14 protein-coding genes and 1 pseudogene are annotated in these 13,033 nt (G+C 45.2%); all 15 read left to right on the top strand.

Annotated elements, in window-relative coordinates; translation table 11 throughout:
- Positions 1–296 precede the first annotated feature (296 nt).
- The 15 genes and pseudogenes from JOD24_RS14710 (at position 297) to JOD24_RS14640 (ending at position 12,967) form a co-directional block, all read left to right on the top strand.
- Complete coding sequence (locus JOD24_RS14710) at positions 297–824, top strand: lysozyme family protein (RefSeq protein WP_429247201.1); 528 nt, start codon at positions 297–299, stop codon at positions 822–824.
- 27 nt (positions 825–851) lie between these two features.
- Complete coding sequence (locus tag JOD24_RS14705; RefSeq protein WP_429247200.1) at positions 852–1,457, top strand: hypothetical protein; 606 nt, start codon at positions 852–854, stop codon at positions 1,455–1,457.
- 33 nt (positions 1,458–1,490) lie between these two features.
- On the top strand, positions 1,491–2,285 hold the full coding sequence (locus tag JOD24_RS14700) for an amidase domain-containing protein (RefSeq protein WP_429247199.1): 795 nt from the start codon (positions 1,491–1,493) through the stop codon (positions 2,283–2,285).
- A gap of 123 nt (positions 2,286–2,408) precedes the next feature.
- Positions 2,409–2,966 (top strand): hypothetical protein, encoded by a 558-nt coding sequence (locus tag JOD24_RS14695; RefSeq protein WP_429247198.1) that lies wholly within the window; start codon positions 2,409–2,411, stop codon positions 2,964–2,966.
- 187 nt (positions 2,967–3,153) lie between these two features.
- Positions 3,154–4,473 carry a vWA domain-containing protein gene (locus JOD24_RS14690; RefSeq protein ID WP_429247197.1) on the top strand — a complete coding sequence of 440 codons (1,320 nt, stop codon included), beginning with the start codon at positions 3,154–3,156 and terminating at the stop codon, positions 4,471–4,473.
- A 308-nt stretch (positions 4,474–4,781) separates the two neighbouring features.
- A complete protein-coding gene (locus JOD24_RS14685) occupies positions 4,782–5,063 on the top strand; it encodes an Rv3654c family TadE-like protein (RefSeq protein WP_429247196.1) in 282 nt (93 codons plus the stop codon).
- 21 nt (positions 5,064–5,084) lie between these two features.
- Positions 5,085–5,942 (top strand): annotated as a pseudogene (locus JOD24_RS14680) (IS4 family transposase); the annotation flags it as partial.
- 101 nt (positions 5,943–6,043) lie between these two features.
- The gene (locus JOD24_RS14675; RefSeq protein ID WP_429247195.1) at positions 6,044–6,337 is read left to right on the top strand and encodes a hypothetical protein; all 294 of its coding nucleotides are present in this window, start codon (positions 6,044–6,046) and stop codon (positions 6,335–6,337) included.
- Positions 6,338–6,368: 31 nt separating this feature from the next.
- The gene (locus JOD24_RS14670) at positions 6,369–7,178 is read left to right on the top strand and encodes a hypothetical protein (RefSeq protein WP_429247194.1); all 810 of its coding nucleotides are present in this window, start codon (positions 6,369–6,371) and stop codon (positions 7,176–7,178) included.
- Between the two features lie 152 nt (positions 7,179–7,330).
- Positions 7,331–7,597 carry a hypothetical protein gene (locus JOD24_RS14665; RefSeq protein WP_429247193.1) on the top strand — a complete coding sequence of 89 codons (267 nt, stop codon included), beginning with the start codon at positions 7,331–7,333 and terminating at the stop codon, positions 7,595–7,597.
- Positions 7,598–7,736: 139 nt separating this feature from the next.
- Entirely contained in the window at positions 7,737–9,083 is a 1,347-nt protein-coding gene (locus JOD24_RS14660) for a VWA domain-containing protein (protein WP_429247192.1), read from the top strand.
- 210 nt (positions 9,084–9,293) lie between these two features.
- Entirely contained in the window at positions 9,294–10,175 is an 882-nt protein-coding gene (locus tag JOD24_RS14655) for a glycine betaine ABC transporter substrate-binding protein (protein WP_429247191.1), read from the top strand.
- Between the two features lie 132 nt (positions 10,176–10,307).
- On the top strand, positions 10,308–10,985 hold the full coding sequence (locus tag JOD24_RS14650; RefSeq protein WP_429247190.1) for a hypothetical protein: 678 nt from the start codon (positions 10,308–10,310) through the stop codon (positions 10,983–10,985).
- Between the two features lie 530 nt (positions 10,986–11,515).
- Complete coding sequence (locus JOD24_RS14645; protein ID WP_380167014.1) at positions 11,516–12,259, top strand: protein kinase family protein; 744 nt, start codon at positions 11,516–11,518, stop codon at positions 12,257–12,259.
- A 258-nt stretch (positions 12,260–12,517) separates the two neighbouring features.
- Positions 12,518–12,967: a glycosyltransferase gene (locus tag JOD24_RS14640; RefSeq protein ID WP_429247189.1), complete on the top strand. Its 450-nt coding sequence runs from the start codon at positions 12,518–12,520 to the stop codon at positions 12,965–12,967.
- Positions 12,968–13,033: the final 66 nt, after the last annotated feature.

The following is a 13,033-nucleotide window of genomic DNA, read 5'->3' as shown; positions in this document are numbered from 1 at the left end:
TATGGACAAAAGCAGGTCTGTGGATTAACCGTAATTTGGATAAAGATGAGGGGAGCCTCGGCTGACGTGTAACTTAACCCCAGAATGATTTCCTTGAAAACAGGCCCATGGCAGTCGCCCCTTTCCGACTGTGATGGTAGTGGAATCGAGATGGGAAAGGGGATAGAAAGGGTTCCCCGAACATTCCGACTCGTTCGCTCAATGAGAGTTTGGAAGATCTTTTGGATCATCTCATAAGGGATGATGAGCTATGGAATGCCGTAGCTAAAACATATCCAGGGTCAAGATTAAGAGTCATGAAGAGAAGCTTGGTTGAACGGGTATTAAAAGAGGAAAAGGATACGATTATCGCTGCAGGTGAGAAGTATGATGTACCTCCCGAAACTATTGCTTCAATTATCGTTAAAGAACAGATCACCCAATCTGCACCTGATTGGGTGAATATGATGGACACATACATCAGAGGAAAAGGACATTCCGTTGGATTAGGAGCTATATTTCCGGGAACGGCGCAAAAAGCATGGCGAGTAGTGAATTCCGAAGGGAGTAAGAAGTACGGAATAGTAGAAGGTGAAGATACTTATAAAACAGCTAAAATATTGGCAGATAATGATGAGGCCAATATTCATAGCATTGCTGTGGTATTGAAATACGAAGCTTGGCAGTTATACGGAAAATCAGTAGATCTTAATGAACTTACAGAAGAACAATGGAGAGCTGTGATCGGTAGGTATAACGCAGAATCACCGGAGAAACAAAAAAATTACTCCGATAAGACCATGCAATACTTAGCTCCTAATAGAAGAATTTTAGGTTTGGATTGAGAAGATGTTAAACAGGTGGGGAGTCTGATGCGTGTAAAAAAAATTGTCATCCTAGGTATTTCTTCATTTTTGCTACTGGCCATAGGTTTTTTTTATTATCTCCAATCCTGGGGAGAAGAGATTAATCAGCCTCTTCCTTCTCAAGTGGATCTGATGAGTGCAAAAGATCTTGTAAAAGCAGCCCATCCCTTTGTGAAAGAGTATGGAGGAAATGACAAATTTGATTTGGGAGAGGTTAATTTGATGATGAAAGGTTCTTCTCCCGAAAAAGCAGAGCTATGGTATAGAGGTCAGGCTAAGGGAGAAGAGGTGCCCAGGATCATAACCGTTGAAATGGATCTGGAGAAGAAACAAGTCCTACGGATCCGGGAACAGGATAGGGACTCCAAAATTGAACCTGTAGCCATTGATCTAAAAAAGTGGAGGATTGACAGTAAGAAAGCGATACAGATTGCCACAGATACTTTGAAAAAAGAGGATGAACAACTGAACTATCAGGTGGATTCATTAGTTTTGTACGGTGAATCCAATCCTCCGATGTGGAGTGTCAGACTTTCAACAACAGAAAATTATTACAGAGTGTATATTGATATATTAACTGGTAAGGTGACGTCAAAGGAGATATTACCATAAGTGTGTTCCATGTATTAAGAGAAGGAGAAGGCGATGAAACATAGGGAGTGGGGGAAAAACCTCCTTTTTAATCGAAAGGGAGCTTCTACAGTAGAATATGTTATGATCTTGGCTGCGATTCTAGTCTCAGCAGTGTTATTGACCAATTTTATGGCTAATGATGGCCAAGTCATGATCAAAGATAAGATTATAGCCATCATTAATGGAGATTTAACTGGTGCTAACGGTGGGGGAACTGATTCCCAGTCTGGGAATGAAGGGAATCTACCTCTTTCTGATATTCCTCAACCAATAGAGCAGACAAATTCGCAAAATGTAAAACCTAAGAAAGAACAGGTAAACACTCAAGAATACGATCGCGAAAAAGCTGTAGATTACGCTAGAAAATGGAGTCATAAGATCAATACAGATAAATACGAAGAAATGGGAGAAATGGTGGATTGTGCGAACTTTGTCTCCCAATGCTTAGTGGCATCTGGATTCGAAATGAACGATGACTGGAATTATAAAAAAGGCTTTACCATCCCACTGCTCGATTGGACCATAGGTTCGGATTATGAACATACATGGACGGTTGCACACGATCAGTTTAAATACTTTTCCAACAAGAAGAACGGATACTCAAAAGGTGACCCAATTAAAATAACCAGTCCCAAACAGCTTCGCGAATTAGAGAAAAAAGGTATCGTCAAAGAAGGGGATTTACTGTACTGGGACTGGGAAGGGGATAAAAAGATCAATCATGCTACCATTATAACCGATGCAAAAAATGAGAAATTTGGCTTTTTCCGGCCATTCCAACTTCAGGAGAGATGCACGGGTAAGTAAAACTTATGAAAAAGTATTGGACAAACCAGAAAGTAAAAATACAGTTATATATATTGTTCGTTTAAAAGATAGGATTCCTAAAAAAGGAGAAAAATGATGAAGTCCTTTCAACGGAGGTTTCCTATGGTGATGATTGTCATCAGTCTTATGGTAGTTGGATTGATTGGGGTATATTTAACGATTTATTTTAGTACGCCAATGACGACTAAAATTGTGAAAGCTAAACTGCTAAATGTGGAAAGTGATGAGGAACAGGACTACTGGGTAGAGCAATATAGCTTAACTCCTAAGCAAGCAACTGATATAGTGGATCATCCTGGGGATTATAAACGGATTATGTATATATGTGAACTGAACAATGATTCAAATATTATAGACCTCATCGATATCCGAACGAAACCGGACTTTTCCAATGAAATTGAGAAAAGAGCATTATATTCCAGTAAAGAGTTTGAAAACTATCAAATTCAACCTGGACAACGTTATTGGGAGGGGATTGAAGTCCTGGTAAAAATGGAAGAGGGAGATACCCCGGAAAAACTGCTGGACATGGCGAAGCAAGATCGCTTTACGATTTCAGGGCGGAAATACCTCTTTCTAAGCGACACTCCAACCAATGCTCCCCTCACCCAATTTCCCATGGGTTCCTTTTCATTGGAGGCAAAGTATGAAGGGGAATGAGGTAATGAACAGCGGCTATTATGGCTGCTGTTTTTCATTTTAGGAACCACTGAAACCCATCTGCCTCTCACTCGTATATATATTCTAGGATTGATGTGTGGGAGGAATAGAGAAGAGCTTGGTATGCAAAAAAAGACATATTGATTGAAGAGTAAGACCGATTCAAGACCAGGAGGTTGGAGATAAAATGAAAAGGTTTCCCGCTTTTATTACCATTGTTTCGTCGGTGGCACTGATGGTAAGTGGATGCAGTACTGGAGAAAAGGGAGCCAATCCAGAGAAACCGGAGAAAAAAGAAGAAAAGATCCCGCAAGCTGCTCATAAACCGGAGGAGATCATGAAGCAGAAGCCCGGCCGCTTCTCCGGGGATAACTATGATGCCAAGAAAGTGGAGCAAGCTTTGGACCAGTTTCCAGATGATCTGAGTACGGAGGAAGCCTATAACCGACTGGTTTATCTGTTAGGGGAGAACTACCGTCCGAAATATGAGGAATTGATGAGTCTGGATCCCACCATCCGAGTGAATGAAAAAACGCCGGATAACCAAATCGATGCCCCCTCCGTGGAAGAGATGAATGTGGAAATTCTTCTTGATGCCAGCGGCAGTATGGCTGGTAGAGTCGATGGCGGTATCAAGATGGACTTGGCCAAACAGGCGATCCGGGCGTTTGCTTCTGACGTGCCGGAGGGAGCCCAGGTTTCCCTGCGGGTCTATGGCCACAAGGGAAGCAATCAGAAAAAAGACAAGGAAGTCTCCTGCAAAAGCAATGAATTGGTCTATCCCCTGAAAGCTTATGAATCCGGTCGATTTGAACAGTCCTTGGACCGGTTTAAACCCACTGGCTGGACTCCCTTGGCCTCGGCAATCCAAGCGGCTCGGGAGGATCTGAAAGAGTGGGCAGGGGAGAAGACACGAAACATCGTCTATGTGGTGAGTGACGGGGTGGAAACCTGCGGGGGAGATCCAGTAAAAGAAGCGAAGAAACTGGGGGAGTCGGGAATTGAACCGATGGTGAAGATCATCGGATTTGATGTGGATGATGCGGGTCAACAACAGTTGAAAAAGGTGGCGGAAGCAGAGGGTTCTTATCAAACGGTGACCTCGGGTGATGATTTGAAGAAGTATTTAGAGGGGGAAAAAGAAAGGATCAAGCGGGAATGGGAAGATTGGTCAATATACAGTCAAAATAAGGCGACCGAGAAATGGGCAGAAAAAGTTAGAAAGGTACGGGATCTTCTTTTTAAAAAGCCAGATGGTAATGAGAGAGGAATCGCATACATAAAGGTACTGGAGATTAACCACTTAGATGAGGCGGTCGAATATCTTGAGAAAAAAGGGAAGCTTAAAGATGAAGAGGGTCTTTCCGACAAAATTTATTGGAGAGACAGTAATATGACAAAGTTTTTCGACAAACTGGAAGTGTCAATGGTAAATAAGCTCGATGAAGCAGAGAAGAAAACAAAAGAAGATATAAAGGATCAAGAAGAAGAGATGACCAAACAATAATATATGTTCTACTTGTGATTATTAAGGTGGGATTCGTTAAGAGACCTTTAAACCGTTTAAGACGATTCCTACCTGACTCTCTTTTTTTAGTCTGTTATTGCCCGGGATTTCCATTCCTTTGAATTTTTATACTGTCATAAAAGTGGGGACCAGTCTCTTTACCGGCAGTTATTTAATCATCGTGATTATGAACTTCCTTGCTAGTCTTTTTTATTACCCTCTTTTTTATATTTTCGTTACGATCAGATATCTGGATTGGACCGGGATCGATACCTTGAATCGGTAGTCTTTCTGGGGAGGCAAATGCAATGTTCCCTATAGGTAAGGTTATACATGGCAAGCGAGGTAATGTCACCACTTTATGGGTAGCTGGATTACCGGCCTTTATGATGATGTTTATGTTTCTGGCAAGTTTAGCTGTAGTATGGATGACTCATTCGACTTCTCAAGTGGCAGCGGACAGTGCCAGCTTGGCAGCCACCAAAAAATTGGATCAGATGGTCCAGGAAGAACAACAGAGGCGAATGAATGCGGTGATGGCGCAAAATCGGGGGAAAGAGCCTGGAGACCCGGGTTATGTGGATCCCTAGAAAGCTTCTGAAGTCCCTTACACCTTGGTGAAAGAAGTGTTGGATCTGCTGATCCAAAGCTGCAACCGGTCGACCCGGCGTTCTCTTTCCTTGCCAGAACCCGCCTTTGCATTGGATTCCACCACTGTGACTGTGGGTGAAGGCTGTCTTCCCTGGGCTCGGTTTCGAGGAGAGAAATCTGGTGCGAAGTTACATGTTCGTCTGGATCTGTCGAATGAGGCGTTGGCTCAGGTCGAAACTTCGTTGGCCCGGATTCATGACTCTGCGATCGCCCCCCAACTTTTAAACACCCCACAAACCGTGACCGTTCAAGACCGGGGGTATGTGGATTTTAAGCGAATGGAAGCGATGGACACAGCAGGTGTCCACTTTGTGGTGCGATTACGGAAGAACTACGTTCATTCAAACTGGAAGTCCCTGCGTCGGTGGTCCTTTGAAGATTCTCCCATCATTCAAGACGGCACCTGTTTTCTTGGGGAATCTCGTCGCCGTTTTCGGGTAGTTACTTTTCGGTGTGAAAAAGGACGGGTGTTTCATGTCGCCACGAACCTGATCGGAGTCTCCGCCGAAACCATTGCTGAATTGTACCGGGCTCGCTGGCAAGTCGAGCTTTTTTTTCGCTGGATGAAGCAGCATTTGAATGTGAAACACCTCTTCGGGACCACGATGAACGCGGTTTATGGGCAGCTTTTGGGCGCTTGCATCGCTTATGTCTTGTTGCATTGGCTTTATCGTGTGGGAAAACCCGCAAGATTTCATCCTGTCTCGATGTTGGATTTCACCCGGGATCTGTGGAACTCACAACTCCCTGCTGAATGGGCTCTACTATTGTTTGATCACCTTCGACGAACTCGTATGTTTTATACTTATTTTGATTAATCAACACGCCTGACAATACATATAAAGCAATCACTGCAGACTCGGGGCAAGAAACTGTGGATTATAGTATGAAAGCAGTGGGAAATGTAGGAGGGGCATTGATGGCGGCGGCACCCTTTACAGGTCCAGCAGCAGGAGGCGTGGCTGCGGTCGGTGCGGGGTTATGGGCTGTCAGCACCATCTATGCAAATCGAAAACAGATCGGTCAAGGATTGAAATGGACGGGTGAAAAGATCGCCCAAGGGTGGAATTGGGGAAAAGAAAAGATTGGACAGGGATTAAAATGGCATGGTGAAAAACTTACCCAAGGATCCAAAGCGGTGGGAGAAGGAATTAAAAAAACAGGTAAAGTGATTGGCGATGGGTTAAAAAAAATAGGGGGTTTGTTCAAGTAATAGTAATTTGTATGCTGGAAGGAGAGGTTTTGTGAATCAAAAGAAATCTCCGGAACCACCCAAAAAAGTGGTGGATCAAGTCCTACATTATAAGCAGCCGGGGGAAAGTTACGAGATCTTTGTCCATCGGACCCAATATAACAATGAGTTATATTATTATGCCGTTTATCGGAAAAACAAAAAAATCATAGGACATCTGATTGTCAGGGAAGATGGTATGGTTCCCTTTCATCAGGATGTGGAAGGGATCCTAAGAGTAACCGTAGGAGTGAACTCTAAAATGGTTCAATTTTTCACATTAGGATCTGATTGGTCTTATACAGTAGACCAGGTTTGGCATATTCAAGAGAAATTGCTAAAGCAAATGTACAACCAATATAAGGCGGATATGCCGAACAAAGTGAAAAATGCTTTTCGTGAGTTTGTTGAAGTTCCAGGGGGGATCTTGCGAGAGTATAAGGTGATTCAAGAATCTTATCAAAATGCAAGACAATTATATAAAGAGATGGGACGACGGGGAAAGATTACAGATCAAACGATTGATGAGAAATTGGATATTGAATGGATAAAAATGTTACATGCTAAGAATAATCAGCATTTGCTTGGTCTGAATTCCGAGGAATCCAGAGAGCAGGTGATCCGTTTCCTCTCCAAAAAGATTCCTCTGTGGGATCTGGTAGGAAGGTGGCGATTACAAAAAATCAAATCCTTGCATAGGCGTATGCGGTTTAATAAACGAGAGAGGCAGGACGTGTTAGACGTACAAGATGATGTTGCACGGATTAAAGTTGGCGAAGAAGAGTTTCAAAAAATCTTGGATGCTACGAGAAACCCAAGATGAGGGAGCCGAATCCATGCTGGAATTTAGAGAAGCACTAAGAATATACAAAGAAAACATCTACAAGATCTTGATTCTAGGTTTAACCATCATGTTACCCGTTCAAATATTGCTGACGTTGTCATCTGATTTTTTAATTTCAATTTAGGAATAAATTGAAATATTTACCTGAGATGTCAGCGGATGAAGCTTACAATCAGTTAATTGCCCTGATGGCTGAAGACTATAAACCGCTGGTCAAACGGTTGGATCATTTTGATACGACCTATGATGTGAAGTTTGACTCTCCGACAAGAAATCAGTCAGGTGCTCCTCAAGAAGGAGAAAAGAAGATGAGTGTAGCGATCTTACTAGACGCCAGCGGCAGTATGTCGGGTCGTGTGGAGGGCGGGGAAAAGATGAAGTTATCCAAAAAGCGGTAAACCAATTTGCTTCCTCCTCCCCGAGTATGCCGAATAGGGGGAGTGGATAAATCCAACAGGAACAAATATCACCTTCCTTTCCCCTGTTATATTTCGTTTTCTTAATCCCTAACCTTCATCCATGGAAAGGAGACGGCTTATGCGAACTTTAAAGATGGTATGTTCATTCAGCTTAGCTCTATGTTTGCTTTTATCTACTGCTTGTTCCACGGACTCCTCAAATCTGGAAACTACGAAAAAGCCCAAAGAAACCAAACAGGAAAAAAAGGAGAAAGAGCCGGCGGAGAATGCGGAGGGAATGCTCAGAGAAGGACCTGGGAAGTTCGCTGGCAAGGCCTATGATGAGAAAAAGGTGAAACAAGCCCTGGATCAACTGCCCGATGATCTGAGCGATGAAGAGGCCTACAAGCATCTCCTGGCTCTTTTTGCAGAGGATTATCGCCCTGTCCTCAAGGAAATGGACCGTTTTAATACCGGGCTGGAACTGACCGGGGATACCCCAGGTGGGGTTAAGGGGACGGATGGACGGGAAACAGCGGAGGAAAAACCACTTCACGTCTCCATCCTACTGGATGCCAGTGGAAGTATGGCAGGGCAGGTAGACGGGGGGATGAAGATGAACTTGGCCAAAGCCGCTGTGGACCGGTTTGCTTCCTCCTTGCCTGAAAATGCTAAGGTCTCCCTCTGGGTGTATGGACACAAAGGCAGCAACTCCAAAAAGGACAAAGCTGTCTCCTGTAAGAGTACGGAGGAAGTGTATCCCCTGGGCAATTACCAAGAAAAGAAGTTCAGCCAGTCCTTGGATCGGTTTCAAGCAACGGGTTGGACCCCGATTGCCGCTTCTATGAAGGCAGCTCGGGAGGAGATAGAGAAAGGAGAGGATGAAGATGCCACCCAAATGATCTATATCGTGAGTGACGGGGTGGAAACCTGCGGAGGCGACCCGGTGGCAGAAGCCAAGAAACTGAAGCAATCCCAGATCCAGGCCGTCGTGAACATCATCGGTTTTGATGTAGACGATGCGGGTCAACAAGCCTTGCAAAAGGTTGCTGAGGCCGGGGGAGGCGAGTATGAGACCGTGGAAAGTGAGCAAGATCTGAGAAGTTACTTTGATGAACAATATTTGGATTTGAGGCTTGAATGGAGCCATTGGCATACTGATCAAAGTTTAAATATAAGATCTCAGTTTTACGACAAACTTGAAAAGCTGAAAAAATTATCTGGTTTTGCTGGGAAACTTGATAATCAGGTAGAACAAGAATGGAACAGAATGACGGATGCTATAGATTATCTCAATAGAAAGGAAAAGTTTAGGGACGATGCAAAACATGATGCATGGGATCTAGTAGATGATAGAAAAGGTGTACTAAGCGAATATCGAGAAACACGATATAATGAGATGGAAGGTTCTTTAGAAAGTAATGAAAAGACATTGCAAGATAAGATTGATGAAAAGGCTAAAGAAATGAGAGGAAAATATGAGTGACTGTTGATCAAAGGAGAACTCTATGAGTATGAGGTTTCACAGGAGAGTCGCGATCATTACCTTGCTGTTCATCGGACTCTCCTTGGCTTTTCCTTTTAGTTTACCAATGCAAATGATATCCAGTTGGATCCTTCACCAATTTGACATCTTCTACTCATACCTCTAAGGTAGTATTACGTCAGTGATCCAAAAGGAGCTGTTATTGAATCGATGAGTCGTGGTAAACAAGTCGCAATTTTTGTGGTAATTGCCGCTTTGTTGGTGGGCGGAATTTACCTTTGGAGTGGAAAAGAGGGGCAAGAGTCCGGAAAAGGGACGATTAAGATTCCCCACAATAACTATGTGGATAACATTGCATCCTCCTATCTGTGGAAGCATATTCTTGAAGAAAAAGGGTATCAGGTGGAGCTAACCCAGACGGAGAAAGCTCCCGCGTGGGCCAGCGTGGCTAGCGGGGATATGGATATGCTTGTCGATGTATGGCTGCCCCATACGGATAAACCCTACTATAATAAATACAGGGATCGGGTAGAACGGCATGAATCTTGGTATAAAGGGACAGAGCTGGGCTTGGTTGTACCGAAATATATGAAAGATGTGGAGACCATCGCCGATCTGAATCAGTATCAGGATGAATTCAAACGGGGTGGCAAGCCCTCTATTGTGGGGATTGATCCTGGAGCCAGTCAGATGAAGCTGACAGAAAGCGCCATCAAGTCCTATGGCCTGGATTACAAGTTGATTGAGAGCTCCGAGCCGGCCATGCTGACTGAATTGGACAATGCTTACAAGAAGAAGGAAGCGGTGGTGGTGACGCTGTGGAATCCGCACTGGGCCTTCAATAAATATGATTTGAAGTATCTGAAGGACACTAAAAAAGTGTTTGGGGATCCCGACTCCATCTACTATGTGACCCGGAAGGGATTTGAAAAAGATCATCCGGAAGTGGTTAAGTGGATGAATAATTGGCACATGGATGATGAGGCTGTAGGTTCATTGATGAAGAAAATGGAGGATACCGATAACCCGGAAAAGGCGGTTAAGGATTGGGTGGAGGATCACCGGGAGCTGGTAGAGGAATGGACTAAATAATAATCGAACTCCCCCCTGATCTCAGATCGAGGGGGCTTTTTTTATGGAGGAGAATGGGATTCTCTTGTTTTCCTGAACTTTTCAGTATATGTTAGAATTCATAGGATGATCTCAGCAGGAGGTATCTGTCAGTTGAATCAGGTGAATCAAGATTTTGAGGCGCCGGAGCCGGCCCGGGTATTAAATCCTTGGTTTTCCATGTGGCTCCGTCCTCGGCAGACTGTGCGGCAAATCATGTGGACCCAATCCCATTCCTATCATTGGATCTGGTTGTTGTTGCTGTTGGTAGGGGCGGATTTCCTGTTGGACAATGCATCCGGCCAGGATTTGGGTGATCGGCTGCCGATTTCGTTGATCTTCGTTTTCTCATTTATTCTGGGGCCGATTCCCGCGGCGATTCTATGGGCTGTTTTTACGCTGTTGGTGATGTTGTCGGGCAAGATTCTTGGCGGAAAAGCTACGTTTAAGGAAGTCTCGTTGGCCACAGGATGGGGTCTGGTCCCAATGGCGTGGGGGTTGCTGTTGTGGGTGCCGGAGTTGATTCTGTTTGGGGACAGTCTCTTTATGAAAGACATGCCGGGGGTAGATGGAATCCTTGCAAGTCTTCTTTTATTGTTCTTTTTGTTTATGGAATTCGTCTTGCAAGGTTGGAGTGCGGTGATTATCGTCGGAAGCGTGGCTGAAGTGTATGGTTTCTCCAATCTGAAGGGGTTGGGAACCTGTGCATTGGCGGCATTTTTTATGTCGATTCCTTACTTGCTCATCTTGCTGATTGCTGCAATTATTTTGTTGGTATCGATGGTTTCATAGAAGAAAGGAGCGGCTGAGTTCGCTCCTTATTTATGTTCAGTCAGGGCTGTTGATGAATCCTCAAGTGGATGATGGGAAGAGCGAAAGGATCCTTTCGCTCTTCCCGTTGTGCCCCTATCGTAAAATTTGTTTGGCTACGATTTCTTGCCAAGAGCGCATAGCGAGACCCGGGAGCGGAAAGCGACCCTGGCGAGACTTGTGACCTATGGGTGCAAAGGCTCTTCGCCTCCCCACCATCCTTACCTTCCTGTGATTTTCCACACAATGTTCTCTGAGGGGACACTAGTATATAGCTAATCAACACGCCTGATGCTAAGTGTATAGGAGATGGGTAGAGCCGCGTCCATGGCCTCACCCCATCCACAACCTCTTCCTGAGACGACCCGCCAAGTTCCTATGGGAAAAGGGTGTCCAGCCCCTGCGCTTCATGATAGAATAAACGCAACAGAATCATGTGGAATATTGTAGATTGGTGACGAAAATTTTGTCTGTCCTGATGGCGTACCATGTGTGAAGGAGTCAGAGTGTCCATGAAGATCAAACAGAAGGGCGAGCGGATTCGGGGGACATTCCGAGTATTCCAATCTTTTCCTTTCATCCAGGGTGTTCTCTACTATGCGGAAGTCGCCCCGCAAGAGGAATCATCGGAGTCCTCCCCGACGCGCTTTCTACACGGGCTGGATATTGGATTGCTCCGAAAGGGAACGGAGCTTCGGCGTCTGCTGGAACGGGATCGGAGTGCTTTTTTTCCGCTTCAGGGCTTGTTTGTGGAAGGGGGGACGCTCTATCAGGTGTATGGAAAATTGGAGGGGAATCTGATGGCTCATCATCTTTTCCGCTCCGTCCCCCTCCCCTTGGATCAGGCAATGCATTTTCTGCAGAGGATTACCGGCCATTTGGTGCGGATACACGAACAGAGAATGTTTACTGTGGTCCATCCCCAGAACATGCTGATCACCGCAGATTCAATTCGCTTCTTGTATGGGGGTCCCTTGGGTCTACTACCTAAAACGCGCGGAAGCCGTACGAGTCTAAAGGATCCCGAGGCTGCCCGCCGGCAGGATCAGGCAGTGGATGCATACTCTCTGGGAGCACTGTCCTATCTCATGTTAACCGGTAGTCGTCCGGCTCCTGGGGGGGATTTGTTGCCGGTCCGTTCCTATCGCCAAGACGTGCCCCAACCTTTGGAACAGTTGATCATGCAGAGCTTGTTGGCTGCTCCCCAGTCACGGCCTCCTGTAAAAGAGTTTTGGAATCAAGTGAAAAAGAGCTGAACCCAGGCGGGGGATCGGGGAAAAAACTTTACAGAATCGTGACAGTGACAGAGTGGAAACGGAACTGAATTTCTTGGTGCTATCATCCGGATTGGTTTTCATCACCAGAATGATTTTTAACCCTCCGGTTTTTTTGCGTCCGAGAAGATCGGCGGATTTGCACATGCGTCTGTATCCTGTGTCCGGCGCCTTCTACGGAAGCGGTCGGACTTAAGATGTGGCGAGAAGCTTCCAAACCTTGAAGGGAGGAAGGCGACGATGCGTGTGTTGATGGTGTTGTTCAAGGATATTCACTATGATGCCAGAGTGCAGCGGGAAGCGGTAGCTCTTGCCCAGGCGGGCTGCTATGTGGACATCGCTTGTTTACAAATACTGCCGGAGTCCCCACCGAAACTTCACGACCGGGTGCGGTTGTTACGTTTTCCGGTATACACCAAGCGGCTCAAACACTATGTGGATCAAAAGACGAACCAGAGTATCCAAAAAGGGGTTTACCGGGTGGTTCGCACCCCTATGGTCCAAGTGGCCAAAGATGCGATGGTCCGGAAACAGTTTGCCACTCGACTGTGGGAATTATGCGAACATGCCCGTTATGACGTGGTTCATTGTCATGATGTACATGCCCTGGGCATCGGAGTTCATCTGAAGCGAAAAAAAGGACTTACACTGATCTATGATGTGGTATTATCCCCATACGGTAGACAGTGAAAAAAGTCCATCTGGTAAGATGGACAAAAGCACTGAACTGCCGGAGGGGATTTTCTTATGGCGAAA

This window comes from Kroppenstedtia sanguinis (assembly GCF_050433445.1).
GTDB lineage: Bacteria > Bacillota > Bacilli > Thermoactinomycetales > DSM-45169 > Kroppenstedtia > Kroppenstedtia sanguinis.
This window is presented reverse-complemented; position numbering and strand designations above follow the sequence as displayed.